Source organism: Kitasatospora sp. CM 4170, assembly GCF_032110285.1.
GTDB classification, from domain to species: Bacteria; Actinomycetota; Actinomycetes; order Streptomycetales; family Streptomycetaceae; genus Kitasatospora; species Kitasatospora aburaviensis.
In genome coordinates, this window is record NZ_CP134877.1 from 2,856,534 (window position 1) to 2,882,317 (window position 25,784).

General features: G+C 72.9%; 18 protein-coding genes. 5 read left to right on the forward strand and 13 right to left on the reverse strand.

The annotated features are described in order from the left end of the window. Window positions 1-31: 31 nt before the first annotated feature. Entirely contained in the window at window positions 32-3,565 is a 3,534-nt protein-coding gene (gene dnaE, locus RMN57_RS11595) for a DNA polymerase III subunit alpha (RefSeq protein WP_313763314.1), read from the reverse strand. 188 nt (window positions 3,566-3,753) lie between these two features. Between dnaE and RMN57_RS11600 the strand changes: the two genes are divergently transcribed. Continuing rightward, window positions 3,754-5,082, forward strand: coding sequence for a DUF2252 domain-containing protein (locus tag RMN57_RS11600; protein WP_313763315.1), 1,329 nt, complete (start codon window positions 3,754-3,756; stop codon window positions 5,080-5,082). Window positions 5,083-5,100: 18 nt separating this feature from the next. On the opposite strand, the gene RMN57_RS11605 is transcribed toward RMN57_RS11600, so the two are convergent. The 3 genes from RMN57_RS11605 to RMN57_RS11615 form a co-directional block, all read right to left on the reverse strand. Further along, on the reverse strand, window positions 5,101-6,309 hold the full coding sequence (locus RMN57_RS11605; protein ID WP_313763316.1) for a hypothetical protein: 1,209 nt from the start codon (window positions 6,307-6,309) through the stop codon (window positions 5,101-5,103). Between the two features lie 113 nt (window positions 6,310-6,422). Continuing rightward, window positions 6,423-6,950, reverse strand: coding sequence for a GNAT family N-acetyltransferase (locus tag RMN57_RS11610; protein WP_313767790.1), 528 nt, complete (start codon window positions 6,948-6,950; stop codon window positions 6,423-6,425). Between the two features lie 2 nt (window positions 6,951-6,952). Next, on the reverse strand, window positions 6,953-8,212 hold the full coding sequence (locus tag RMN57_RS11615; RefSeq protein WP_313763317.1) for a helix-turn-helix transcriptional regulator: 1,260 nt from the start codon (window positions 8,210-8,212) through the stop codon (window positions 6,953-6,955). A 261-nt stretch (window positions 8,213-8,473) separates the two neighbouring features. Here RMN57_RS11615 and RMN57_RS11620 point away from each other — a divergent pair, with 261 nt between their 5' ends. Beyond that, the gene (locus tag RMN57_RS11620; RefSeq protein ID WP_313763318.1) at window positions 8,474-8,632 is read left to right on the forward strand and encodes a hypothetical protein; all 159 of its coding nucleotides are present in this window, start codon (window positions 8,474-8,476) and stop codon (window positions 8,630-8,632) included. A gap of 82 nt (window positions 8,633-8,714) precedes the next feature. Then, window positions 8,715-10,292 carry an asparagine synthase-related protein gene (locus tag RMN57_RS11625; protein WP_313763319.1) on the forward strand — a complete coding sequence of 526 codons (1,578 nt, stop codon included), beginning with the start codon at window positions 8,715-8,717 and terminating at the stop codon, window positions 10,290-10,292. Window positions 10,293-10,346: 54 nt separating this feature from the next. Here the strand turns inward: RMN57_RS11625 and RMN57_RS11630 are convergent, their stop codons facing one another. Further along, on the reverse strand, window positions 10,347-10,880 hold the full coding sequence (locus RMN57_RS11630; protein ID WP_313763320.1) for a GNAT family N-acetyltransferase: 534 nt from the start codon (window positions 10,878-10,880) through the stop codon (window positions 10,347-10,349). A gap of 192 nt (window positions 10,881-11,072) precedes the next feature. On the opposite strand from RMN57_RS11630, the gene RMN57_RS11635 reads away from it, so the two are divergent. Continuing rightward, a complete protein-coding gene (locus RMN57_RS11635; RefSeq protein WP_313763321.1) occupies window positions 11,073-11,969 on the forward strand; it encodes a hypothetical protein in 897 nt (298 codons plus the stop codon). 30 nt (window positions 11,970-11,999) lie between these two features. Here the strand turns inward: RMN57_RS11635 and RMN57_RS11640 are convergent, their stop codons facing one another. After that, window positions 12,000-12,599 carry a dienelactone hydrolase family protein gene (locus tag RMN57_RS11640; RefSeq protein WP_313763322.1) on the reverse strand — a complete coding sequence of 200 codons (600 nt, stop codon included), beginning with the start codon at window positions 12,597-12,599 and terminating at the stop codon, window positions 12,000-12,002. A gap of 205 nt (window positions 12,600-12,804) precedes the next feature. On the opposite strand from RMN57_RS11640, the gene RMN57_RS11645 reads away from it, so the two are divergent. Continuing rightward, complete coding sequence (locus RMN57_RS11645) at window positions 12,805-14,439, forward strand: alkaline phosphatase D family protein (protein ID WP_313767791.1); 1,635 nt, start codon at window positions 12,805-12,807, stop codon at window positions 14,437-14,439. Window positions 14,440-14,478: 39 nt separating this feature from the next. Here RMN57_RS11645 and RMN57_RS11650 read toward each other — a convergent pair whose 3' ends face one another. The 7 genes from RMN57_RS11650 to RMN57_RS11680 form a co-directional block, all read right to left on the reverse strand. Beyond that, entirely contained in the window at window positions 14,479-15,351 is an 873-nt protein-coding gene (locus tag RMN57_RS11650; protein WP_313763323.1) for an ABC transporter permease subunit, read from the reverse strand. Continuing rightward, window positions 15,348-18,176, reverse strand: a complete 2,829-nt coding sequence (locus RMN57_RS11655) for an alpha/beta fold hydrolase (protein ID WP_313763324.1) — start codon at window positions 18,174-18,176, stop codon at window positions 15,348-15,350. Before RMN57_RS11655 ends, RMN57_RS11650 begins: the two co-directional genes overlap by 4 nt. A 132-nt stretch (window positions 18,177-18,308) precedes the next feature. Further along, window positions 18,309-21,743, reverse strand: a complete 3,435-nt coding sequence (locus RMN57_RS11660; protein ID WP_313763325.1) for a hypothetical protein — start codon at window positions 21,741-21,743, stop codon at window positions 18,309-18,311. Between the two features lie 2 nt (window positions 21,744-21,745). Then, entirely contained in the window at window positions 21,746-22,369 is a 624-nt protein-coding gene (locus tag RMN57_RS11665; protein WP_313763326.1) for a hypothetical protein, read from the reverse strand. Window positions 22,370-22,459: 90 nt separating this feature from the next. Continuing rightward, window positions 22,460-24,364: a hypothetical protein gene (locus tag RMN57_RS11670; protein ID WP_313763327.1), complete on the reverse strand. Its 1,905-nt coding sequence runs from the start codon at window positions 24,362-24,364 to the stop codon at window positions 22,460-22,462. 163 nt (window positions 24,365-24,527) lie between these two features. Beyond that, window positions 24,528-24,965: a hypothetical protein gene (locus RMN57_RS11675; protein ID WP_313763328.1), complete on the reverse strand. Its 438-nt coding sequence runs from the start codon at window positions 24,963-24,965 to the stop codon at window positions 24,528-24,530. Between the two features lie 331 nt (window positions 24,966-25,296). Then, the gene (locus tag RMN57_RS11680) at window positions 25,297-25,758 is read right to left on the reverse strand and encodes a GNAT family N-acetyltransferase (protein WP_313763329.1); all 462 of its coding nucleotides are present in this window, start codon (window positions 25,756-25,758) and stop codon (window positions 25,297-25,299) included. Between the last annotated feature and the right edge of the window lie 26 nt (window positions 25,759-25,784).

The window sequence follows — 25,784 nt, forward strand, 5'->3', positions numbered from 1 at the left end:
GATCAGCGCCGACCCGCCGCCGGTGGCGGGGTCACCCCGCCAGGCAGCTCGGCCCGAGCAGCTGCTTGAGGTCCCCGAACAGCGCCGGGTCGGACTTCACCCGGTGCCGGTCCAGCCGCAGCACGGTGGTCTTGTTCCGCGCCTCCAGCCGGACCCGCACCTCCGTCGTCCCCCGGTGGCTGCTCAGCACCTCGCCGAGCCGGGCCACCAGCGGGGGCGTCACCTTCCCGCTCGGGATGTTGATGACGATCGGCGCCTCGGCGTGCGCGTTCGACAGGTCGGGGACGGACAGCTCCATGCCCATCAGCCGGGGCACGTCCTCCCGCTTGTCCAGCTTGCCGCGGACGAACACCACGGCGTCCTCGACCAGCTGCGAGGAGACCAGCTGGTAGCTGGCCGGGAAGAACATGCAGTCGATCGAGCCGGCGAGGTCCTCGACGGTGGCGATCGCCCAGGCGTTGCCCTGCTTGGTCATCTTCCGCTGCAGGCCCGAGATGATGCCGCCGATGGTGACGATGGTGCCGTCCGGCCGCTCCGCGAGGTCCGCCACCGCGCAGTCCGCCTTGTCGGCGAGCACGTGCTCGATGCCGTGCAGCGGGTGCGAGGAGACGTACAGGCCGAGCATCTCCCGCTCCTGGGCGAGCAGGAAGGACTTCTCCCACTCCTCCTCGGAGAAGACCACGTCCAGCCCGAAGCTCGGCTCGTCGCTGGTCGCGTCGCCGCCGAACAGGTCGAACTGGCCCTCGGCCTCCTTGCGCTTGACCCCGACGACGTTGTCGATCATCGGCTCGAACTGCGCGGTCAGGCCCTTGCGGGTGTGCCCGAGCGAGTCGAAGGAGCCGGCCTTGATCAGCGATTCGACGGTCCGCTTGTTGCAGACCACCGACTCCACCTTGTCCAGGAAGTCCGGGAAGGAGGCGAACTTCCCCTTCGCCTTCCTGGTCCGGATCATCGACTCGACGACCGGCCCGCCGACGTTGCGGATGGCCGTGAGACCGAACCGGACGGTGTCGTTCCCGTGCGGGGTGAAGTCCGCGTCCGACTCGTTGACGTCCGGCGGGAGCACGTTGATGCCCATCTTGCGGCACTCGTTGAGGTAGACCGCGGACTTGTCCTTGTCGTCCTTCACCGAGGTGAGCAGGCCGGACATGTACTCGGCCGGGTAGTTGGCCTTGAGGTACGCGGTCCAGTAGGAGACCAGCCCGTACCCGGCGGTGTGGGCCTTGTTGAACGCGTAGCCGGAGAAGGGGACCAGGACGTCCCAGACCGCCTGGATCGCCGCGTCCGAGTAGCCGCGCTCCCGGCAGCCCTTCTGGAACGGGACGAACTCCGCCTCCAGGATCTCCTTCTTCTTCTTGCCCATCGCGCGGCGCAGCAGGTCGGCCTGGCCGAGCGAGTAGCCGGCCAGGATCTGCGCGGCCTTCTGGACCTGCTCCTGGTAGACGATCAGGCCGTAGGTGGGCCGGAGCACCTCCTCCAGGGGCTTCTCCAGCTCCGGGTGGATCGGGGTGATCTCCTGCTGGCCGTTCTTGCGCAGCGCGTAGTTGGTGTGCGAGTTGACGCCCATCGGGCCGGGCCGGTACAGCGCGAGGACGGCGGAGATGTCCTCGAAGTTGTCGGGCTTCATCAGGCGCAGCAGCGAGCGCATCGGCCCGCCGTCGAGCTGGAAGACGCCGAGCGTGTCGCCGCGGGCCAGCAGCTCGTACGTGGGCTTGTCGTCCAGGGGCAGATCAAGCAGGTTGATCGTGATGCCCTTGTTCTTCTCGATCGCCTTGACGGCGTCGTCCATGATCGTCAGGTTGCGCAGGCCGAGGAAGTCCATCTTGAGAAGGCCGAGGCCCTCACAGGTGGGGTAGTCGAACTGCGTGATGGTGACGCCGTCGGTGTGCCGGGTCCAGACCGGGATGTGGTCGGTCAGCGGCTCGGCGGACATGATGACGCCGGCCGCGTGGACGCCGGGCTGGCGGATCAGGCCCTCGATGCCGCGTGCGGTGTCGATCACCTTGCGGACGTCCGGGTCGGTCTCGTACAGCCCGCGGATCTCGCCGGCCTCGCTGTAGCGCGGGTGCGAGGAGTCGGTGATGCCGGAGAGCGGGATGCCCTTGCCCATGACGTCCGGCGGCATCGCCTTGGTGATCCGGTCGCCCATCGCGTAGGGGTAGCCGAGGACCCGCGAGGAGTCCTTGATGGCGGCCTTCGCCTTGATGGTGCCGTACGTGACGATCATGGCGACCTTGTCGGAGCCCCACTTCTCCGTCACGTACCGGATCACGTCACCGCGCCGGCGCTCGTCGAAGTCGATGTCGACGTCGGGCATGGAGATGCGCTCGGGGTTGAGGAAGCGCTCGAAGATCAGGCCGTGCGGGATCGGGTCGAGGTCGGTGATGCCCATGGCGTAGGCGACCAGCGAGCCGGCCGCCGAACCACGGCCGGGGCCCACCGCGATGCCCTGGCCCTTCGCCCACATGATGAAGTCGGCGACCACGAGGAAGTACGCCGGGAACCCCATCTGGATGATGGTGTCCATCTCGTACTCGGCGAGCTTCTTGTGCTCCTCGTCGTACCCGTTCGGGAAGCGCCAGTCCATGCCCTCCCAGACCTTGGACTTGAAGAAGTCCGCCTCGGACTCGAAGCCCTCCGGGATCGGGAAGCGCGGCATGAGGTTGCGGAACTCGAACATGCCGGCGGTGTCGACCCGCTCGGCCACCAGCAGCTGGCTGTTGCGGCAGCCCTCCTGCCAGGCGTCCGAGGAGTCCAGCGCGTACATCTCGGCGGCCGACTTGATGTAGTAGCCGGTGCCGTCGAAGCGGAAGCGGTCCGGGTCCGAGAGGTTCTTGCCGGTCTGCACGCAGAGCAGCAGGTCGTGGGCGCCGGCGTCGGACTCGGTGGTGTAGTGCGAGTCGTTGGTGACCACCGGCGGGATGCCGAGCTTCTTGCCGATCTCGATCAGGCCGTCGCGGACCCGCTTCTCGATGTCGAGACCGTGGTCCATCAGCTCCAGGAAGTAGTTCTCCTTGCCGAAGATCTCCTGGTACTCGCCGGCGGACCTGAGCGCCTCGTCGAACTGTCCGAGGCGCAGCCTGGTCTGCAGCTCGCCGGAGGGGCAGCCGGTGGTGGCCATCAGGCCGCCGGACAGCTCGGCGATCAGCTCCTTGTCCATCCGGGGCCACTTCACCAGCCAGCCCTCGGAGTACGAGCGCGAGGTCAGCTTGAAGAGGTTGTGCAGGCCCTCCTTGTTCCGGGCCCAGATGGTCTTGTGGGTGTAGGCGCCGGACGCCGAGACGTCGTCCTTCTTCTGGTGCGGCTGGCCCCAGAGGACGCGCTTGGTGTTCGAGCGGGACTCCGGCGCGACGTACGCCTCGATGCCGATCACCGGGGTGAGGCCCGCACCGGTGGCCTGCTTGTGGAACTCGGCCGCGCCGTACATGTTGCCGTGGTCGGTCATCGCGACGTGGGTCTGGCCCAGCCGCTCGACCTCCTTGAACATCTGCTTCAGCCGGGCGGCGCCGTCCAGCATCGAGTACTCGGTGTGGACGTGCAGGTGCGCGAACGGCTGATCGCTCAAGGCGGGGCCTCCGGAGGCTCGTGCTTGTCTGGTTGGCCGGCGAACGTGCAGGTCACAGAGGGTGCCTGGAAACAGATACGGCCCGAGCCACTCCCGGGGCCCGGACCAGCACTCACACGTTCACGCACCTACTCTAGCCCCCAGACGCACCCGTCTCCGGCCACGTGCCGCGCCCCGAAGGATGGCCCATGTCTCACCCGCTGCACGCCGACACCGACCGCGCCGAGGCGATACTCGGCGTCTTCGACTCGGCCTTCGGAGAACTGCTCGCCAAGGACCCGGCGGCCTTCCGGGTGAAGTTCCGGAAGATGGCCGCCTCCGCCTTCGCCTTCTACCGGGGCACCGCGGCGCTCTACTACGCCGACCTCACCTCCGACCCCTTCCAGGGCCACGGCGCCGGCTTCCTGGACGAGCGGACCAGCCGGGTCTGGATCCACGGCGACCTGCACGCGGAGAACTTCGGGACCTACCTGAACGCCGAGGGCCGCCTGGTCTTCAACGTCAACGACTTCGACGAGGCCTACGTCGGCGCCTTCACCTGGGACGTCCAGCGCCTGGCCGCCTCGCTGGCGCTGATCGGCTACGCCAAGGCGCTCTCCGACGAGACGATCACCGAGCTGGTCACCGCCTTCGCCGCCGCCTACCGGGAGCGGATCGGCGCCCACGTCTCGGCCCGCGACGCGGCGCCGTTCACCCTGGACACCGCCACCGGCCCGGTCCTGGAGACGCTCCGGGAGGCCCGCCTGCAGACCCGGGTGGCCCTGCTCGACGCCGAGACCGTCGTCGAGGGCTACGACCGCCGCTTCCGGCTCGGCGGCGGCGCGATCGAGCTGGACGAGCCCACCAAGGCCGAGGTGCTGGCCGCCTTCGAGGCGTACCTGGCCACCCTGCCGCCCGCCTCGCGGACCCGGCCGGAGTCGCTGCGGGTCAAGGACGTCGTCGGCCGCCGGGGCATCGGCATCGGCTCGGCCGGCCTGCCGTCCTACAACCTGCTGCTGGAGGGGCACACCGACGCCCTGGAGAACGACGTCATCATCTACATGAAGCAGGGCCAGACGCCGGCCGTGTCCCGGCACGTCACCGACCCGGCGATCGCCGGGTACTTCGAGCACGAGGGCCACCGCACGGTGATCTCCCAGCGCGCCCTGCAGGCCCACAGCGACCCGTGGCTCGGCCACACCACGCTGTACGGGCGCGGCCAGCTGGTCGCCGAGGTCTCGCCGTACGCGACCGACCTCGACTGGACCGACCTCAACGAGCTGTCCGACCTGCTCGCCGTCACCGAGTACCTCGGCCGGGCCACCGCCACCATGCACGCCGCGGCCGACGAGTCCTCCAGCGGCCACAGCCTGGTGCCGTTCTCCACCGAGCACGCCATCGACGCGGCGATCGCCCGCGACGAGGCCGGCTTCACCCGGATGCTGGTCGACTTCGCCCACGCGTACGGCGCCCGGGCGCGCGCCGACCACCAGCTGTTCGTGGACCTCTACCGCAACGGCCGCATCCCCGGCCTGTAGGCCGGATCAGGGGTCAGGTCAGGTCAGGGCCGCCAGCCGCTCCCCGGCGGCGGCCCTGACCTCCGCCGCCTCCATCGGGTCGTCCCGCAGGTACGCCAGCCGCTCCCGCACCTCCGGCCGGTCCGGCGCGTGCGCCGCCGCCAGCAGCCTCTCCTTCTCCTCACAGCCCCAGAGGCACTCCACGTACACCTGGTCCAGCCCCGCCGGCTCGATCGCCCCCAGCGCCTCCAGGTACGCGGCCCGCTCGTACGAGTGCGGCGTCCACAGCCAGAACCGTCGCAAGAGCGACACCGCGCCCCAGGCCGCACCCCCGAACCGCGCCAGCCCGCGGGCCGTGTACATCGGCCCGCACCATGCGCGCGCCACCCAGTCCCGCTCCAGCTCGGCGATCAACACCGGGATGTCCTCCGCCTCACCGTACTCGGCCAGCACCTGGTGTCCGAGCCCGGCCAGCCACGGCTCCCCGGCGGCCGCCCACTCCCGGGCGGCGGGCACCGCCGCGACACCCAGTTTCAGCACCGCCCTCGGCAACAGCGGGAGCGGGTACTCGCCCTCCGCCGGGCTCAGCGACGGCACCAGGGGCAGCAGCTCCGGCTCCGGCTCGCGCCCGGCCAACACCCGTACGGCCTCCGGCCACCTCCCCAACTCCGCCGGGTCGGCCAGCAGCTCCAACAACCGTGCGCTCGTCTCCCCCTCGGCCGGCGCGGGGCGCCCACGCTCCGGCTCCGGTCGAGGTACGGCCAGTCCCCAGCGATCCCACGGCTCCCCCCACAGGTCCTCCGTGTCCCCCGTCGACCGCTCCCGCGCCACGTCCGCCAGGTCGTCCCACCACTCGACCGGCCACGCGTCGGCCACCGACTCCAGGACGTCCCGCCAGTGCTCGCCTTTCCGGACGTACGCCTGCAGCGCCTCCCGGGCCTCGGCCGAGCCTCCGAGCGCCAACAGCTCCAGCACCCGGGTGGCCCGCTCGCACGCGTCCTCGCCACCCGCCAGCACGTCGACCACCGGCCCGACCGGCAACGCCAGGTCCCGCACCAGCCGGGCCAGGTACAGGTGCCGGTCGTCCACCTGCCCGTCCCACCGCCAGTCCCAGCGGATACACCCGTACACCAGCTCGGCGGCCGCCTCCGGAACCTCGGCGGCCATCCGCGCTCCCAGCCCCCGCCCCCGCTGCACCAGCCCGATCAACGTCCCGGCCGGCGCGTACTCGTATCTCCACTGTGTCACGCCGCCATCCTCCTCCAGGCCAGTGATCGAGGACAGCTTCCGGGTGCCCGCCCCACTCCGGTGGGGCGGGCACCCGCCGAACCAGCGCAGCCCGGGCAGCAGACGTACGCGCTCTAGACGGCCAGGGAACGGATCATTGCCGTCAGACGAGGCGAGTCAGCCGAAGGCTGCTGGCTGTTGATCGCCTCGTAGCCCCAGGATTCGTACAAGGCTCGTACCTTTCCCTCCCCGGCAAGTGGGTTGACCAGCAGCGTGACACGCTCCTCGGTACGGCCGGCCATGAGCTCGTCATGGATGCGCAGGGCGACCCCCGTTCCACGCCAGGGCGAGCGAACGCCGATTTCCTTGAGCGCTACCGTCGGAACATCGGTGAACCCCGCAGGCAGAGGATCAACCATGCGCTTCCACCAACGGTCGTCCGCCGCGAGGGTGTTGGCATAGGCATACCCGACTGGTTCCTGGCCCGCGTAAGCAAGGACGACCTCGAAGCCGGGCTCGGCCGCGTGTCGGTCGAGGCGTTCGGCGAAGGCGACGACGTGGTAGTTCGGCAGGTGCAGCAGCGGCGCTCGGACGTCGGTGTAGACGTCCAGCAGACCCTGTCGGGCGTCCGGGGTCAAGTGCGAGTAGCGGCGGAGCTCGATGGTCACACGATCCTCCAGGTGGTGCGGGCGTGCTCGGTCCAGGCCATGGCCGAGCTACTGCGGGGAGCCAGATCGTCCAGCCTGGTACCGAAGGCGGTCAGCATTCCGGTGACCCGAGGGTGGCCGGAGACTTCGGTCGGGATCGCCATGGCGGTGGAGACCGCATGCTCGAAGTCCCCCTGGCCGAGCTGCGCGTGGGCGAGGCGCACGGTGGTGATCGCGCGGGACCGCTGCATGCTTTCGCGTCGACCGGCCAGGCTGCGGTGAGCGTGGGCCTCGGCATCTTCCCAGTTTCCGGCCGACAGATGGGCCGCGAGCGCGAGGGAGTCGAGTTCGGCCTGATCGTAGAAGGCTGTTATCCACACCGGCCGCGGCGCTCCCGCGGTGGCCCGATCGAGTGCGTCCTGGGCATGGCCGAGAGAGCGGCGGACGGCGTTGGTGTCGCCGGTCAATCCGTGGATCGCCGCGTGCCTGGCATGCCCGAGCGAGGCGAACAGCGGATCGCGACGGGCGATCGGAAGGGTCCGGGCGACGTCATTGGCGGCAAGCGCATCGCCAGGCCTCCCAAGATGCCGATAGAGGCTCCCCGCGTGGGACCAGATCCGAAACTGGATGCCGGAATCGCCGGACATGGCCGCGAGGTGGGCGGCCTTCTGATGGTGCTGGAGAGCCGCGTCGAAGCGGCGGCCATCGATGGCGGCCCACATCGCGCTGGAAGCGAAAGAGGCCGCGCAGGCGTACAAGGCCGACCGAATCCGCTGGGTAGCGGTGCTGTGCTCCTCAAGAGCGACGACCTCTTCAACGAGGGAAGCCGCGTGGGACTCGATACTCGGCCGGCCGCCAAGCCGGTGATCGCTTGCGATGACCTCGGCGAAGCGGAACTGCAACCGCTCGATGTCTGCGGTCCCGATCCGGCGCGGCCTGGACGCCGTGTTCGTCGTCGCGGCCGCAAGCGCAGTACCCCCGGCAGCGGTGATGAAGTCGCGGCGCCTCACTTCTTCCTCCGGTGTAGTGCGGGTCCGGTTCGTCGGCACGAAGCCGAGTTCCTCGGGACTACGGCCGAGCACCACCTCGATCGCGAGGCGGATCTTGGCGGGCGGCCACCGGGTCGCGCCGGTAAGCCAGTTGTGAACCGTGCGCTCCGACACAGTGCCCGGTCTCCCGGTGAGGATCTCGATCTCGCTGTTGACCTCACGGGCCAACTCGGCCTTGGTCATGCGGCGCTCGGCCATCCTGCGACGGAGAGGGGCATTGGCCACCATGCGGTCAACGTAACCGCACTGTCACATGCCGTGCAGGGTTTCGCGTAATGGATTCGTCAAGTTTTCCGGTTCGCCGCGCACCCGTTCACCGTGAACCCTTCCTCACTCACACACAGTTGATGAATGTTCACTGGTTGTGCGCAGGGCCTCGGTCTGACTGGCACACCCCCGGGCCCGGCGCCGGTACCGGCAAGCCCGCCGGTACCGAGCCTCCCCCGCAATCGGGGGAGGCCCGAGACGTCCCAGGCGAAGGGAACACCCGTGAACATCACCGATGAGCGGATGCTGCTGGACGCGTCCGGCCGGGTCTTCAGCGACGAGCCCGCATACGAGGTCATGAGCACCACCGATCGGTACTCGTACAAGAAGAAGGAGGGCTCCTCCGACACCAACCACACGTACGACACGACGGCGGTCTGACCCACCGTTCCCCCGGCCCGGCAGCCCGGCTGCCGGGCCGGCTCGCTCCCACCCTCGCCGCCCCACGAAGGACTTACCGCTGATGCTCGACCTCCGGCTCACCCACGACGACATCTCGCCTACCAGCACCTGGCAGTGGGCTGGTAGCCGCTGGCGATGCGGATCCTCCTGGATCTCCCCGTACCGACACCAGCTGACCGAGCAGGCCTCGCTGACCGACGGAATCCGTACAGCGTTCATCGCGGCCGCCAGGAAAGCCCACACCAGCCCAACTCGCCCCGATCCCGTCGCAGTCTCACCCGGTACCTACGACAGGAGGCTCCGAGAGCTGCGCGGGAGCCGTGACGACTGGACCACGGTCGAACTCGGACCAGGCCAGTCCGTCCGGGTCCGAACCGGCACCGCGTGCACCGCCCCGCAGTACCTCGCCGTCGCCGACAGAGTGCTGTACGGCTCGTGGGACCTGCTGAACCTGCGTGACCACCAGGCCACGGACAGGCTCGACCCCGTTGCCGTCACACGGATGATCAGCCTGCGCAACCGGTACTCCGCTTCAACACTCTGGCAGGACATCAAGCTGCTCACCGAGCGGGCCACCGCTCACTTCCCGACTGACGGGCAACTCCTCCTCCAGTTTCCGGAACCCGCCGAGCACAGCCGCGCCCGGGCGCTCCAGGAAGACGCGGATCCGGTCCCGCTGTTCCAAGACCTGCTGGACCGCGCGGTCGCCCGGCTCCCGTGGAGCGGCTCCCGGACAGCGGTTCAGCTGTCAGCGGGCATGGACTCGACCACCGTCGCTCTCGCCCTCCGCGCGGCCCCTCAAGGCACCGCCCTCACCGCCGGGACGGTCCTCCTCGACGGCGTGCGAGGCATCCAGCAGAACGAACGCCGCCGAATGATCCTGGAGCACGTCGCCTCCGGTTGGACAGGCATCACCGTAAACGCGATGGACCACCTCCCGTACGCGGGTCCGTCCCGGTTCTCGCGGGCCGGGTGGGTGTCGCCGACCAGCGACATCTATCTCGATGCACTCGAAACCCTGTCCGCCCGCTTCGCCGACTCGGGCGTCCGTGCGGTGTTCACCGGTATCGGCGGGGACGAGCTCATGGCCGTCACAGCCGCCGAGGACACCTCCGGGCCTGGCGCGTTCGAGCCCGACGCCCCGCCGTGGCTCGGGCCCGCCGCGCGGGCCGCACTCGCCGACGTCGACTCCGCGATCACCCCGGCCGCCATCGTCCCGGAGACCGCCCTGATGGCCAAGACCGTGTGCGGTCCTGCACTGATGCGCAGGGGCATGTGGCCGATCCACCCGCTCACCGATCCCTTGCTCGTTCGTTTCTGCGAGTGGCTGCCGATGGAGTGGCGTCGACGCAAGCACCTCCTGCGCGTGCTCGTCGACCGCACAGGCATGCCCGGCCAGGTCGCCCGACCGCCGATCGTGGAGAACTTCCACCACGTCATCGACACGGCGATGCGCCATCACGGCGCCCCACGGATCCGGCGGATCCTCAACGAGGGCTCGCCGCTGATCGAGGCCGGTCTTCTCGATCCGGACGGGCTCGCCAGGGTCGCAGGTCGGCTGGAGGCCGGAAGTCCGGCAGGCGACGACCACGAGGCCGTCTTCGCCCTGCTCGCGGACTCGGCTCTCACCATCCGCTGAGAGCTCCGTCGGCCCCGGCAGCGAGAAGCCGCTGCCGGAGCCGACGCCCGCCGGTTACAAGCCCCGGCCGGCCATCAGATCAGCCAGCTCGGGCACTCGATCGGCCCTGCGCTGCAGGAAGAACACGTTCGAACCATGCCGCTCGACGCCCCGCAGCAGGTCCCACCCCTGGGCCTCCCGGTAGTAGCGGGCCAGCTGTTCCTGTCCGGTGCCTCGCCGCACCCACGTGAGGCCCTGCTCCGCGGCCCGGCCCAGCGACCACCAGGCGATCAGCCGGCCGAGCCGGTGCGGGTTCGGCCGGGTGAAGGTCGTCGCCAGGAACAGCGTCGGCTCCGCCCGCTCCTGCTCGGTGAACGCCCAGTGCGGCAGGGCCTCGTTGCCGAAGTGCGTGGTGCAGCCGACTACCCCGTCCACCTCGTGCTCCAGCACCCACACCGCGAGGTCCGGGTTGCCGGCCTGTGCCCCGTACTCCTCCGCGTCGTCCGCGCACTCGCCCAGGCCCTGCACGGACAACCACGCCGACCGGGCCCGCACCAGCTCCGCGACCGCCTCGGCATCGGCAGCCGTCGCCTCACGCATTCGGTACACGTTCGTCTCCCTCCGGCACACCCGGGGGCGACACTACCGACAGCGAGATCAAACCGTCGCAATCACGTAGGCGGATTCCGGAACCGGCCACGAGGCGCGGTCACCGCGTGCTACCGTCCGGCTACAGACCAATAGTTGACCCCGGCGGTGCTACCAACACCCCGGGGTCCGGCACAGGGAGTCCACCTCCTCATGCACGTTCACTTTATCGCGCCCGAACGCTACGTACGGGCGTCCCACGAGATCGTCCGCCACCCGCGTCTGCGGGCCACCGCGAAGACGCTGCTGCTCTGGGCGCTGTCCCTGCCGCCCGGCAGCCGGGACACCGTCCTCACCATCGGCAAGCGGATGCCCGAGGGGCGTACGGCCGTTGCCCGCGCGCGGGCGCAGCTGATCGAGGAGGGGTTCCTCCACGTCCGGCGCTCCCAGCACCCGACGAAGGGCACGTGGACGACCAGGGTCCTCGTCAGCAGCGTGCCACTCACGGAGCCTGAGCAGATCGACGCGGCCTGGCTCAGCACGGTCCGAAACCCGGCACTCGGCGAGGGGGAGGGCCGGGGAGTCGGTACTTTCCCCCAAGGGGAGAAGAACGAGGGGAACACCTCCCTCCCCGCCCAGGACGCCTCCGAGGACGCCAGCGGCGAGGCCCGGGCCACTGCGGCCGGACTGCTGGGCAGGCTGACCGCCCGCGACCGGCGCTTGCAGCTCGGCGTGGCCGAAGTCCTCGGTCTGGCACCGCTCGTGGCGGACTGGCTCGCCCGGGACCCCGACATCGGACGGCTGCGGGAGGCGCTGCTGGGTGGCCTGCCCTCGCACGTGCTCGCGCCGGCGGGCTTCGTGCGGTCACGCCTGGAGCGGAAGATGCCGGCGGCACATACAGCTGACGCTGCTCCACCAGCTGCGATCGGGGAGTGCGCCCACTGCGCGGATCCGGTGGCCGGTGGCGGGTCGGTCTGCCGCCGGTGCGCGGGAGTCGCCCCCCGTGCGGCCGGGCCGGACAGGGCGGCAGTCGAGCGCACCCGGCGCGGAGCCGAGCGCGCACGCGACCTGCTGCGCGCTACGGTGCCCGTGCTTGCGCCCGCGCCGTAGCGCACGGACGTCCGCTCCTCGCAGCGCCCGTCAGCCCGCCTGCTCGGCCTGCTCGTCCAGCTCCGCCAGGAAGTCCAGCGCCACCGCCCAGGTCTGCTCGGCCGCCTCCGCGTCGTAGTCCGGCAGGTCCGGGTCGGTGAAGACGTGCCCGGCGCCGTGGTAGCGGTGCACCTCGACGTCGGCGCCGGCCTTGCGCATGTTCAGGTACCAGGCGTTCAGCCAGTCCTCCGACTCGAACGGGTCCGGCTCGGCCACGTGCAGCTGGACGGGGACGGACGTGGCCGCGTCCTCGCGGATGTCCGAGGTGCCGTGCAGGAGCAGCAGCCCGCGCGCGTTCTCGTCGGCGAGCGCGAGGTTCTGGGCGAGCGAACCCCCGAGCGAGAAGCCGGCGTAGACCATCGCGGTGTCCGGGCCCAGCAGCGGGGCGGCGGCGCCCACCGCCCGGCGCAGCAGCTCGTCGTTGCCGACCTCCTCCTTGTACGCCATGGCCTCCTCGATGTCCTCGAAGGTCCGCCCCTCGAAGAGGTCGGGGGTGTGGACGGTGTGCCCGGCGGCGCGCAGCCGGTCGGCGGCGGCGTGGACGGCGGGGCGCAGGCCGTACGCGGAGTGCAGGAGCAGGATCTGGGCCACGGGCGGGACTTCCTCGGAGCTTCGGGGACGGGCAGCGGACGAACCGCCCCCCATCATCGCTCATGGCCGCCGGGTGGCGGTGCTCCCGACCACCGGTGGCCGAACGCCACGCGGCGGTGAATCGACGACAAACAGTCAGTTCAACGTATGGAACGCGTCATTACCGCCGGGTAGCCTGTGCGCCGTGACTGACCTTGTCGATGACATGACTGCCGCCCGCCCGCACCGCCGCCAGGTGCTGAAGGCCACCGCCATCGCGGCCGGCGCCGCCGCCCTGCCGCTCACCCTCGGCACCGCGGCCCACGCCGCGACCGCCCCGCAGTTCCTGCACGGCGTCGCCTCCGGCGACCCGCTGCCCGACGGCGTCCTGCTCTGGACCCGGGTGACCCCGATCCCCGAGGCCGTCCCCGGCTCCGCCGTCGGCCCCGACACCGAGGTCCGCTGGGAGCTCGCCGCCGACAAGGCCTTCACCCGCGTCGCCGCGAGCGGCACGGTGACCGCCACCAGCGCCGTCGACCACACCGTCAAGGTGGACGTCCGCGGTCTGACCCCGGGCACCGCCTACTGGTACCGCTTCACCGCCGGCGGCACCGTCTCCCCCGTCGGCCGCACCCACACCACCCCGGCCGCCGACACCGCGCTCGACCGCCTCCGCTTCGGCGTCGCGTCCTGCGCCAACTGGGAGGCCGGCTACTTCTCCGCCTACCGCCACCTCGCGGCCCGCGGCGACATCGACGCCTTCCTCTTCCTCGGCGACTACATCTACGAGTACAAGACCGGCGAGTTCTGCGCCCGCGGCACCGTGGTCCGCCCGCACGCACCGGCCCACGAGATCCTCACCCTCGCCGACTACCGCACCCGGCACGGCCGTTACAAGACCGACGAGGACCTCCAGGCGCTGCACGCGCAGGTCCCGACCATCGCGATCTGGGACGACCACGAGTTCGCGAACGACGCCTGGTCCGGCGGCGCCGAGAACCACACCCCCGGCGCCGAGGGCAACTGGGCGGACCGGGTCGCCGCCGCCAAGCAGGCCTACTTCGAGTGGATGCCGGTCCGCCCGTCCATCGCCGGCACCACCTACCGCCGCCTGCGCTACGGCAAGCTCGCCGACCTGCACCTGATGGACCAGCGATCGTTCCGCTCCCAGCAGGTCAAGGTCGGCAACGGCGAGATCGACTCGCCCGACCGCACCATCACCGGCCGCGCCCAGATGGACTGGCTCAAGTCCGGCCTCAGCGCCTCCGACACCACCTGGCGCCTGATCGGCAACGAGGTGATGATCTCCCCGGTCGCCTTCTTCTCACTGCCCGACTACATCCTGCGCCCGCTGGCCAAGCTGCTCGGCCTGCCCGGCGAGGGCCTGGCGGTCAACACCGACCAGTGGGACGGCTACACCCACGACCGCCGCGAGCTGCTCGGGCACCTCAAGTCGAACGGCATCGACAACACCGTCTTCCTCACCGGCGACATCCACTCCGCCTGGGCGTCGGACGTCCCGTACGAGGCCGCCACCTACCCGCTCTCCGGCAGCGCCGCGACCGAGTTCGTGGTCACCTCGGTGACCTCGGACAACATCGACGACGCCCTCAAGGTCCTGCCGCAGACCGTCTCGCTGGCCGCCGTCGCCGCGATCAAGGCCGCCAACCGCCACATCAAGTGGGTGGACCTGGACTCGCACGGTTACGGCGTCCTGGAGGTCACGCCGGAGCAGACGCAGATGGACTACTACATCCTCTCCGACCGCACCCGCAAGGACGCCACCACCAAGTGGACGCGCTCCTACCGCACCCTCTCCGGCAGCCAGCAGGTCGAGCGGGTCTACTCGCCCGTCAAGTGACCGGGCCCTGAGGGGTGCCCGTCGGCGGACGGGCGCCCCTCAGGACACCACGTCCTTGCGGGCGAAGCCGCGGAAGGCCAGCGCGAGCAGCACCACCGCGTAGGAGAGCGACAGCGAGACGCCCTGCAGCATGCCACCCCACTCCAACTGCGGCTGCAGCGCGTCCGCCCAGGCGTACTGCCAGTGCGCCGGCAGCCACTCCCGCAGGTCGCCGAGGGCGGTGACGGCGTCCAGCACCCCGGTGACGATCGAGGCGAAGACCGCCCCGCCGACCGCGCCCAGCGGCGCGTCGGTGGCGGTGGAGAGCCAGAACGCCAGGGCCGCGATCACCACCTCGCTCAGGAAGACGAACGCCACCGCGATCGCCAGCCGCGGCAGGGCCTCGCCCGCCGGCAGGCTCACCCCGGCCGGCAGCCGGAGGTCCCCCCAGCCGTACGCGGCCGTGCCGACCGCCAGCCCGATCGCCGGCAGCAGCACCACGGCCGCCGCCGAGAAGGCCAGCCCCACCACCAGCTTGCGGGCCAGCAGCCGGGCCCGGGGCACCGGCGCGGCCAGCAGGTAGCGCAGCGAGGACCAGCTCGCCTCCGAGGCCACGGTGTCCCCGCAGAACAGCGCGACCGGGATCACCAGCAGGAAGCCGGTGCCCATGAAGAGCATCGTGGTCGCGAAGTTGAGCCCCGAGGCGGTGGCCAGCTCGATGAAGGTGGTCCGGTCGGTCCGGCCCGGCGTGCCACCGATCTGGAACGCGGCCAGGATGACGAACGGCATCGCCGCCAGCACCCCGCCGATCACCAGCGTGCGGCGGCGCCGCAGCTGGCGCACCGCCTCGACCCGCAGCGGCAGCGTCCGGCCCGCCCGGTAGCCGGCGGCGTGGTCCGGCGAGACGGCCTCCGGCGGAACAACGGCCGTCATGCGGCACCTCCGATCAGCGACAGGAACGCGTCCTCCAGCCGGCGGTGCGGTCCGGCCCGCTCCACCGGCACCCCCAGCCGGACCAGCTCGGCCACCAGCTGACTGGCCGCCATGCCGTCCAGCCGGACCAGCAGTCCGCCCTCGACCGCCTCCGCCGAGTCGACCCCGGCCAGCGCGGCCGTCTTGTCGGCGGCCGCCGCCAGCTCCTCCGGCCCGAACGAGGCGGGCGTGCCGACCAGCAGCAGCTCGCCCGCGCCGACGATCTCGGCGACGTCGCCGGTGGTCACCAGCCGGCCGCGGTCCATCACCACCAGGGCGGTGCAGGACTGCTCGACCTCGGAGAGCAGGTGGCTGGAGACGATCACCGTCCGGCCGGCGGCCGCGTAGCGGATCATCACCTCGCGCATCTCGCGGATCTGCGGCGGGTCCAGCCCGTTGGTCGGCTCGTCCAGGATCAGCAGGTCCGGCAGGCCGAGCATGGCCTGGGCGATGGCCAGGCGCTGGCGCATGCCCTGGGAGTAGGTGCGCACCGCGCGGTCCAGCGCCTCGCCGAGCCCGGCGATGGCCAGCGCCTCCTCCAGGTGCGCATCGGCCTCGGGGCGCCCGGTGGCCTCCCAGTAGAGCCGCAGGTTGGCCCGCCCGCTGAGGTGCGGCAGGAAGCCGGCGCCCTCGACGAAGGCGCCGACCCGGGAGAGCACCGGTGCGCCCGGGCGCACCAGGTGCCCGAAGATCCGGATCTCGCCCGCGTCGGGCCGGATCAGGCCCATCAGCATCCGCAGCGTGGTGGTCTTGCCGGCCCCGTTGGGCCCGAGCAGTCCGAGCACCTGGCCCTGCTCCACCCGGAAGCCCAGGTCCCGCACCGCGTACCGGTCCGCGGAGCCCTTGTACCGCTTGCTCAGACCGGTGATCTGCAGCGGCACGCCGGCCAGCGCCGGGTCGAACGCCGGGCCGCGGACGCCCCGCCGCCGGCGCAGCCGGGGCACCAGCAGCAGGACGGCCGCCAGCGCGACGGCGGCCACCGGCAGCAGCCAGGTCCGCGCGGGCAGCGGCGCGGCCTCGGTCACCAGGCCGTCGACGGTCGGCAGGGTGAGCGCCCCGGCCGCGGCCACCCGGTAGGTGGCCGGCTCGGCGGGCGAGGCGTACGCCAGGTCGGTGGCGGCCAGCACCAGCCGCAGCCGGTGCCCGGCGGCGAAGGTGTGGTCCACGGCAGGCAGCGCCACGGTGACGGTCCGGCCGTCGGCCGCGTCCGCCCCGGTCACCCGCAGCGGCGCGGACAGCTGTTGCGGCAGGGTCTGCTTGCCGTCCGGCCCGACGTCGTAGAGCTTGGCGAAGAGCACCGCGTCCGGCCGGTCGGCCCGGACCCGCAGCGCGACGGTCGGCTGCCCGGTCAGGTGCAGCGGACCGTCCAGCGGCGCGGTGTCGAAGCCGGCCGACTGGCCGGGGAAGTCCAGGGAGAGCCCGGCGCCCAGCGAGGCGGCCTGGCTGAGCGCGCCGACCCCGGGCAGCGCGGAGATGTTGGGCGGCGCGCCGCCGGGCGGGTTGGCGAAGGCCTGTTCGGCGCCGGTCAGCTCCAGCTGCCGCGAGCCGGTGCCGCCGAGGCCCGGGTAGGCGTCGGCGGTGGCGCCGCGCAGCACGGCCTGGAAGCCGGTGGAGTCGACGCCGCCGGTGCGGGTGACCCGGAACGCCGGGCCGGTGTCGCCCCCCGCGCCCTTCGAGCCGGGATTCCTCAGGAAGCGGTCGAACCAGCCGCTCACCCGGGCGTCCACCCGCTCGCTGGTGTCGGTGCCGCCGTCGTGCCCGCCGGCGAACCAGTCCACCGCCACCGGCGCGCCGTTGGCCGCGACGGCCCGGGCGATCGCGTCGCCCTGGTCGAGCGGGAACAGCGAGTCCTGCTGGCCCTGGACGACCAGGGTGGGCGCCTTGAGCCGGTCGGCGACCGAGGACGGGCTGGAGCGCTCCAGGAGCGCGACGGCCTCCGGGTCGGCGTGTCCGGCGGTCGCCACCCGGTCGTACATCCGGCAGAGCTCGTCCGTGAACCGTCCGCAGCCGACCTCGCCGGCCCTGCTCCCGCCGCCGGCCCCACCGCCCCTGCCCGGCGCCGAGCCGCCGCCGCCGCGCGGCGCGCCGCCGGACGGACCGAGGTCGCCCGCCGAGCCCGTGGTGAAGAAGATCCCGGCCCAGAGCTTCTTGAACACGCCGTCCACCGCGCCCGAGCCCCGGACGCCCTGCGGGAACAGCGCGTCCGCCAGGTTCCACCAGGTGATCTGGCTCGCCACCGCATCGATCCTGCGGTCGTACGCGGAGCCGAGCAGCGCCACCGCGCCGCCGTAGGAGGCACCGGTGATGCCGACCCGTGGGTCGCCGGGCCCGTCCAGCTGCACCTCGGACCGCTGCGCCAGCCAGTCGACCAGGTGCCGGACGTCCTCGACCTCGCGGTCCGGCGCGTTGAGGCCGATCTTCCCGCCGGACTCCCCGAAGCCGCGGGCCGACCAGGTCAGCACGGCGTAGCCCTGCCGGGCGAGCTGCTCGGCCCGCTCGCGCTCGCCCTCCTTGGAACCCCCGAAGCCGTGGCCGAGCAGGATCGCCGGGCGCGGGCTCGTCCCGGTCGTGAAGAAGGAGGTGTCGAGGTCGATCCGCTGCTCGCTGCCCGGTGTCTCGGGCATCGGGAGGAACCGGCTCTCCTCACGGACCGGCTGTTCGTCGCCTGCGGCAGCCACCGTCCAGGTGCCGGCTCCGGCGAGCACCGCCAGAGCGAGGACGGCCGCCGGCAGTCTCCGGGTCGTCAGCCTCTCGCGCCAGCGGCGCCCTGCTCCTGCGAGCCTCATGGGCAGTGATCGTATCCGCCCCTCGGGTAGGGGCCTGATAAGGCACCTGGCACGACGGGCACCCTCCCCTGCCTGCGCACCGGCGGGGACCGGGCGGGCTCCGACCGCTCGGCGAGATCCGAAAGCGAGGACCTAGAGCCGGTGCAGAGAGTGCCGGCCCTCGTCCGTGTTCCTCACCTCCAGCCCGGGAGCGTCCAGCAGCTGGGAGAGTCCGGGTGCCGGCAGCTCCGAGTGGATCCTGTGTTCGAGGGGCCGGGTCATGACCTGGCCCGGGTTGTCCGGGTCGGGCATGGTCGGAGCGTCGTGCAGGCCGACGTGCGCCTTGCCGACCAGCAGGACGAACTTCCCGTCGGATCCGGCCTGACCCAGTTCGACGGCGTCGGCCACGTATGTGTTGAACCGCGCGGCACGGTCGTAGAGCGTCCAGTCTCCCTCGCCCTCGCGGCGGGCGGGGTGCCCGTCGACCGCCCGGATTCCGACTCCTTCGGCCTTGGCGCTTTCGATCGTCGCCCGCAGGCCCTGGCCGTGGCTGCCTTCGTAGCGCGAGACCATCGCATCCAGCAGCGGCGGCATCTCCGCGTTCGCCGGAGCACGCAGATGAGCGTCCACGTGGGACTGGAACGAGTCGCCGCGCAGCGCTTCCAGGTAGACGGTCCGGACCCCCGCCTCCCGGAGGGCAGCCATGTTGTTCTTCAGGAAGTCGAAGCTCTGCGGCTCCCCGTGCTTCTCACCCAGGACGATTCCCGGGTGCTCCTTGAGGATCCGGCCGGCGGCGGTGATGGCGTCCGGAGCGTCCCGCAGCACCGAGTCCACGCGGGCCACGGCCTCCGCGGGCAGCCCGGGGGGCCTGCGCAGGGTGTTGGCCACCACCATGTCGTCGAGCCGGTCGCGACGGGCGTCCTGGGCCGCCCAGTAGTCGGCGGTCCGGTAGTCCATGCGGGCCATCGCCTCGACCCGCTCGTGAGTCTTCGCGAGCATCTTCTCGGGGGCCCAGCGCCTGACGGGCTCCGCGGCCAGCTCCCTGATCGAACCGAACGCCGACGGTGAGAGGTCGTTGAGTGTCGCCGGGTCGAGACGGGTCTTCAGCGTGTTCGTCCGCTTGTTGAAGTGGATCGCCTCGACGGGTACCTGAGTGGTGGTCTCCGGGTGCACGTACTTGCCCCCGGGGCTCGAGTGCGGCAGGGAGTACGTCACCATGTTCTTGAGGCCCTCCGGCACGGCGGTCGGCCTGAACAGCGTCTGCACCTTGTGAAGCGCCTTCTGCACCGGCGACGACTGAAGCGGGAAAGCCAGCGCAGTCATCCCCACCGGATGCTCGTGCAGTGAGCGTCCCGGCCTTACCGCCTCTCCACGACCGGGCACCGGCTCGGTACGGACCCCGGGGAGGTGCGGCTCCCCCGCCGGACGGACCGGGCCGGTTCGGAACTCCGCCGGAAGCGACGGGACATGGGCACCGGGACGGCCCGGCTGCGCGGTGGAATGCGCGGCCGCCGAGGCCGACGTACCGGCGACGGGCGCGGTGGCGCTGCCGTGCAGGACCGGCGCCCCGTGGAAGTCCGGCAGGCCACCCACCGGGCGACCCGCGCCGGGCGACGCCCCGTCGGCCGGGCCCGCCGCGAGCGGGATCTCGTCCCCGGACCCGAGCGGACGGACCAGCGCCTCCGGTGCGGTGTGGGCTGCGACCTCGGTGTGCGTCAAGTGCAGCTCGGGCACCTCCGGCGCGTGCCGCATCGACAGGGGACCCTCCCCCACCGGACGCACCGGCCCGGTCGCCCCCTCCGGCGGCAGGTGCAACTGCGGCACCTCCGGCACATGCCGCATCGACAGCGAACCCTCCCCCACCGGACGCACCGGACCGGCCGCCCCCTCCGGCGGCAGGTGCAACTGCGGCACCTCCGGCCCGTGGTGGCCGCCGCCTGCCGGCAGCAGGGGCTCGTGCGCCGCCGGGGTCGGCCCGCCGGCCGCGCCCCCCTCGTGCAGCGACGGCGAGGACGGGTGGCTCACCGCAGGCGCCGGCTCGTGCACCGGGGCGGAGCCGCCGTGCTGAGCCGGCGTCCCCTCGGACACCGATGGGTGCGAGCCGGCACCCGTCGGCGCCGCCGTCTCCGTGACCGGGGTGTGCGTGCCGCCGCCGTGGGCGGGCGAAGCCTCGGCGTGGCCCGGAGCTCCGCCCTCCGCCGGAGCCGCCGGACCGTGCCCGGGCGTGCCGCCCTCGCCGCCGTGGCCCGCAGCCTGCACCGGCGAACCGCCGCCCGCGGTGCCGTGCTCCGGCTGCGGAGCAGCCGGATGGGACTGGGACTGCACGGTGCCCCCACCGTCCGCCGCCGGGTGCTGCGCCGGATGCGCCCCGCCGGCCGGCTCTGCCGCCGGGTGCTGGCCGCCCGCCGGCACGCCCTCGTGCGTACCACCCGCCGGTGCGTTGTGGGCGGCCGCCGCAGGAGACTCCGTCCCGGCGCCGGCCCCGGCCCCGTGCTCGGACGCGGCCCCGGCCCCGGCCCCGGCCCCGTGCTCGGACGCGGCGGGCAGGCTGCGGCTGCCGTCGGTGCCCGCCGGTCGCTCCGCCCCGGCCGATCCGCCCGGGGCCTCCGTCGGCGCGTGCTCCGGAACGTGCGCCCCGGCCGGGATCTCCGCCCCCCCGGCACCCGGGAGCCCGCCGTGCGGCACGTCCACCGCCGGTGCCTTGAAGTGCTCGTTGACCGCCGCGCCCGCGGCATGCAGACCGGCGGCGCTCGCTCCGCTCAGACCGGAGCCGAGCAGGCTGTGGCTGTCCACCGTCCCGGTGGTCGCGGCCTGGGTGATGACGTCCGCCCCGACGCCGGCCGCGCCCGCCGTCACCATCCTGCCGGGGACCGTCCCCATGACCTTGCCGAGCCCCAGCTTCGAGCCGGCCGCGCCGATCCCCTTGCCCAGCAGGTTGCCCGAGGCGCCCGCCACCGCGCCGCCCACGGCGTTGTCGCCCAGCTCCTTCAGGTCGAGGCCCTTGCGGTGCCCCTCCAGGACCTGGATGCTCTGGGCGAGCAGGTTGATGGCCGCCATCTGGACGGCCTGCTTGGCGGCGAACTTCATCGCCTCCATGGCCAGCTTCTTCAGGATCTGCTGGACGGCCGTCCGGCTGATGCCGACCATGACCGGGATCTGGGCCAGCGACAGGCCCGCGGTGAACGGTGCCTCCACCTCGGCCGTGGCGATCTCGACCGCGAGGATCCCCAGCTGGGCGATGATCTGGATCTTCGCGGTCTCGGCGGAGTTGGCCATCGACTCCAGCATGTCGCCCATGCCCTCGCAGGCCTGGGCCAGGCCGGGGAGAACCCCGGGCTGGGCCTCGCCCGAGCCGACGGTGAACTTGTCCCAGTACTGGGACAGTCCGGTGGCCGCCACGCCGACCTGACCGACCAGCGCGCGTTTGACGGCGGCGTCGGCGGACTCCTCGACGTCCTTGAGCATCTGGGCCATGTCGCGCCAGTGCCCGGCCATGTTCCGCAGGTTGTCCTCGTCGGCCTCCGGCCAACGCGTACCGGACAGCAGCAGCAGGACCCACTGGAGGGGTTCGGGAAGCTCGGTGGCCATGGTCAGCGCCTCCCGCCGGTGTGCACCATCGGACCGACGTGGGGTCCGGGCAGGGTCGGTGCCACGGGTGCAGGCGCCTGTGGCAGGTCGGCCGACGCCGGGATCGGGTTCGCGGGGCCGTACGTGCCGGGGCCCTCCGTGCGGCCCTTGAAGGCGTCCACGACGCGCCGCTCGGTGTTCTCGTAGTTGTCCGCCATCCGCTGCAAGCCCTCCGCGACCCGGCGCAGCGCGGCCGGGAGGCCCTTGAGGCCCTTGAGGGTGCCGGCGCTGTACGCGAGGTAGCCCTTCTCGCCCTCGGCGAACTGGTGCCCCGCGTGGTCGTTGCCCCAGGGGTTGGTGGCGTTCATGCTGGTCAGGAAGCTGTCCAGGGCGAGGTACGCGGTGGAGACCCGGTCCGAGGCGACGAGCATCGGGGAGACCGCCGCCCGGTACTGCGCGGGGTGGGCCTCGAAGCCCGTCCCCGCGTTCTTCGCGGGCACCGCCGGTGCGGCGGCGGCTGCGGCCGCCGGACCGGCGCCGGGCGCACCGGCCGCCCTCGCCGCCGTCACCAGCCCCATCACGGGGGCCGGCTCCGGCGCCCCCGCCTCGCCGGGTCCGTGCACCTTCGTACCGAACTGATCTTCCATGACGCTCTCTCCCCGATGTGCCACTGGCGGTCTGGCGACCTGTCAGCGGTGTTGCTGCGGGCGGCGGCCGACGGCCGACGGCACCCGTGACTACTCGTCGTTCCCGGGCCGGCCACCGCCGGGGCTCTCCCCCCGGGCCGCCGACTGCCGTGCCGCTCCACCGGGAGCGGGCTTGTCGAACTCCCCGGCGGCCGCCAGCTTCGCCAAGGCGGCCCGGAGCTGAGGGCTCGGCACCTGATAGCCCCCCTCCTCCCGGAGCGGTGCGGGCCTGCCGCCGGCGTCCGGCCCGGCCTGCACCGCGCCTCCCGCGGTGCCCGCGGGGCCCGCGGGGCCGGGTCCGACCCCGCCCCGCGGGCGAGCGGCCGGGGCCGCCGGCCGTCCCTCCGTCCGCCCCGCGCCGGACTCGGCACCTCCCGCGCCCGGAGCACCGCCGGTCGTACCGGTCGTCCGCTCCTCCGGGCGGCCCCCGCTCCCCGCGTCGGGTCCCAGCACCACGCTGGTCAGCTGGGTGAGGAGATCGGCTGCGGGCGCCGGCGGTGGCTCCGCTCCGGCGGCTGCGGCCTGCGGAGCCTCCGCCCGGCGCTGTTCGACGGCCTCGGTACGGGCGTCGTCCAGCCACCGCCGGTGCGCCCGCTGCTCCTGCCGGTCGCCGAGTTGGGCCTCGGCAGCCGGGCCGTGCACGGCGGCGTCGGAGACCGCCTCGTCCTCCTCCGGCGCCTGCCCGACGACCAGGTCGGGCCTGCGCCTGCCGCGTGTCCCCTTCTTGCCCCCGCCACGGCCCGGACCGTGCACGCCCCCCGGGCCGGGGCCACGCCCGGCGGCAGCCGCTCCAACGGCGGAAGCGCCCGCGCCGGACCGCGCGCCGGTCCCGGCCGCGCCCGAGCCCGACGGCTGCCGCGTCGTACCGCTCGGGCCGCGTCCGACCGTTCCTGCCCGGCTGCCCGCCGCGGCGGCGGCGGCCGTACCGGAGGGGAACCCGAAGCCCGCGCCCGCGAAGGAGGGCAGGGCACCCGCCCGTGCCCGGCCCGCCGATCCGCCGGCGCCGGCCCTGCGCCCGCCGACGCCACCGGCACCCGCGGCGCCACCGGCACCCGCGGCCCCGCCCGGGCCGAGCACGCCCGAGGAGACGCCCCCCGCACCCGCCGGATCGGCGGCCCCGCCGGAGGGCGACCCGCCCTGCGCACCGGCGCCCGCGACCGCGCCGGTGAACCCGGCCAGGTTCAGCCCCGGCACGGCCGCACCGCCCGGCCGGCACACCGCTCCGCTCTCCCGGTCGGGCACCTCGGCCCGGGCGGACCCGGCCCGCGACGCCTCCGGTCCACCGAGACCGGCGAGCACCGGCCGCGCGTCACCGCCCGCTCCTCCTCCGGTGCCCGCCCCGGGACCACCGGCATCGGTCCCCCCGGCGCCGGCGCCCGGACCTCCTGCGCGCCCGAGCGCGCAGGCCTGTCCGGCGCTGTCCATGCGGTCGACCGAGCCGGCGTTCTGCCGGAGCATCGAGTCGACGTCCGCGCTCGCCTGCCCGACGTGGTGCCTGCACGAGTCCACCGCCAGTCCGACGCCCTCGGACCGTGCGGCGGCCGCGGGTGCGGCTCCGGGCATGCTGCCGTCGAGGAACTCCTTGGTCGACCTGAGCTGCTGCACCATGGCCGCCTTGGTGCGGCCGACGGTGCCGGAGGCCTCGTGGAGGCAGCGCGCCATCGCGAGCCCGCTCTCCAGCACGGTGACGGCGTGGGTGTCGTCGCGGCCGGCGTACTTCTCCAGGTACTGCCGGAAGCCGTCTGCGGCCTCCCCCGACATGTGCGCCGCGGCCTGCTGCGCGCTCGCCACGATGGCCCGCACCCGGGGCTCGGCCGCGGTGTTCCAGGCGTCCCACGCCCGGGCGAGCTCCGCGAGCCGGTCCTCGTCGGCGTCGGGGAAGGCGATCCCCGCCCCGTTCTCGTGGCTCCTGAGGGTCGTGAGCACCGCAGCCAGGTCGGCGGGCAACTCGATCATGGAACTGGTCACTTTCTCGGGCGAACCGGGACGCCCGGGGAGCCGGCCGGACAGGCCGGACAGGCCGAACAGGCCGGAGCGGGCGTGTGCGCGGGCTCGACGGTCGGCCGGCGAACGACCCGGGCGGTCGGGTGGGGGAACTGGCGCGTGGAACCGCGGACGATCAGAAGTCCGCGTTGCCGGCGGCCGCCGTACCGGCGGTGCTCCCCGCCGGGAAGCCGGCGGGGCGGGGCGGCTCCCCGGAACCCCCGATCACCGCCTGCAGAGCTGCGGCGTGACTGCCATCGGCCTCGCGGTAGTGCCGGCACATCAGCAGCAGGTTCTCGGCCATCCGGCCGGAGTTCCACAGGTAGCGGCGCATGCCCTGGAGCGCCCGCCCCTGGTGCCCGATCAGCCCGCCGGTCCACGGCCCGCCGGCCGCCTGTGCGCCGCCCAGGAGCGCCGCACCCACCTGATCGGTGCCGTACGAGGCCGGGGAGACCTGCCGGACAGCGGCCTCGACCCTGGCGGCATGCGGCTCCAGTTCCCGGACCAGGGCCTGGATCCTCCTGGCGGCCGCCTCCACCTCCACGAGGTCGATCCGGAACGACCCGCTGCTCATCCGACTCACGCTCACCATCTCGGCTGGACCACTGACACTCGTGGCCGACCTTTCCGCACGCGCGTAACCGAGCAATAAGCGGTTCGCCGACGAACCGAGCCGGGCGGCTCCACAGCCCCCGGATCCCGGACCACGGACCACCGCGAGCCGGCCCCGGCCGTCACTCCCCGCCCTGCGGACACGCGAACGGCGGCCCGCCTCGGATCGAGGCGGGCCGCCGTCGGTGGCCCCCGGCTCCCGACCGAAGCCGGGAGTCCGCTCAGGAACCCGCGTGTGGATCACCGTCCAACGGTCCGCGCGCGGACCGGGCCCGGGTCCGGCCGGACCGGGTCTACAACACCCGGGTCATCGTCCGGTGCGGGATACCGGCGTCCAGGTACTCCGGCCCCTCGGCCGCGTACCCGAGCCGCGCGTAGAAGCCCAGCGCCCGGACCTGCGCGTGCAGCTCGACCTCGTGCGCCCCGCGCCGGATCCCGGCCGCCTCGACGGCCCGCACCAGCTCGGCGCCGAGGCCGGTGCCGCGTGCGGCCCGCACCACCGCGAGCCGGCCGAGCAGCACCCGCCCCTCGATCCCGCCGGTCAGCTTGAGCGCCTGCTCGCCGTGGATCAGCCGGGCCGTCCCCAGCGCCGCACCGTCCGGGCCGATCGCCAGCAGGTGCTCCGACGTGCCGTCGAGGTCGTCCCACTCCTCGTCCTCGGGGATCCCCTGCTCGACGATGAACACCTCGCGCCGCACCCCGTGCACCAGCGCGAGGTCCGCCTCCCCCTCGGCCACCCTGATGGTGGTGCTCATTCCGGCCTCCCCTTCTCCCGGTCCCG

Coding starts and splice junctions, on each gene's coding strand:
- RMN57_RS11600 (WP_313763315.1), top strand. CDS start 3,754: ATGTCTCACCCGCTGCACGCCGACACCGACCGCGCCGAGGCGATACTC.
- RMN57_RS11615 (WP_313763317.1), bottom strand. CDS start 8,212: ATGGTGGCCAATGCCCCTCTCCGTCGCAGGATGGCCGAGCGCCGCATG.
- RMN57_RS11625 (WP_313763319.1), top strand. CDS start 8,715: ATGCTCGACCTCCGGCTCACCCACGACGACATCTCGCCTACCAGCACC.
- RMN57_RS11635 (WP_313763321.1), top strand. CDS start 11,073: ATGCACGTTCACTTTATCGCGCCCGAACGCTACGTACGGGCGTCCCAC.
- RMN57_RS11645 (WP_313767791.1), top strand. CDS start 12,805: ATGACTGCCGCCCGCCCGCACCGCCGCCAGGTGCTGAAGGCCACCGCC.
- RMN57_RS11650 (WP_313763323.1), bottom strand. CDS start 15,351: ATGACGGCCGTTGTTCCGCCGGAGGCCGTCTCGCCGGACCACGCCGCC.
- RMN57_RS11655 (WP_313763324.1), bottom strand. CDS start 18,176: ATGAGGCTCGCAGGAGCAGGGCGCCGCTGGCGCGAGAGGCTGACGACC.
- RMN57_RS11660 (WP_313763325.1), bottom strand. CDS start 21,743: ATGGCCACCGAGCTTCCCGAACCCCTCCAGTGGGTCCTGCTGCTGCTG.
- RMN57_RS11665 (WP_313763326.1), bottom strand. CDS start 22,369: ATGGAAGATCAGTTCGGTACGAAGGTGCACGGACCCGGCGAGGCGGGG.
- RMN57_RS11670 (WP_313763327.1), bottom strand. CDS start 24,364: ATGATCGAGTTGCCCGCCGACCTGGCTGCGGTGCTCACGACCCTCAGG.
- RMN57_RS11675 (WP_313763328.1), bottom strand. CDS start 24,965: ATGAGCAGCGGGTCGTTCCGGATCGACCTCGTGGAGGTGGAGGCGGCC.
- RMN57_RS11680 (WP_313763329.1), bottom strand. CDS start 25,758: ATGAGCACCACCATCAGGGTGGCCGAGGGGGAGGCGGACCTCGCGCTG.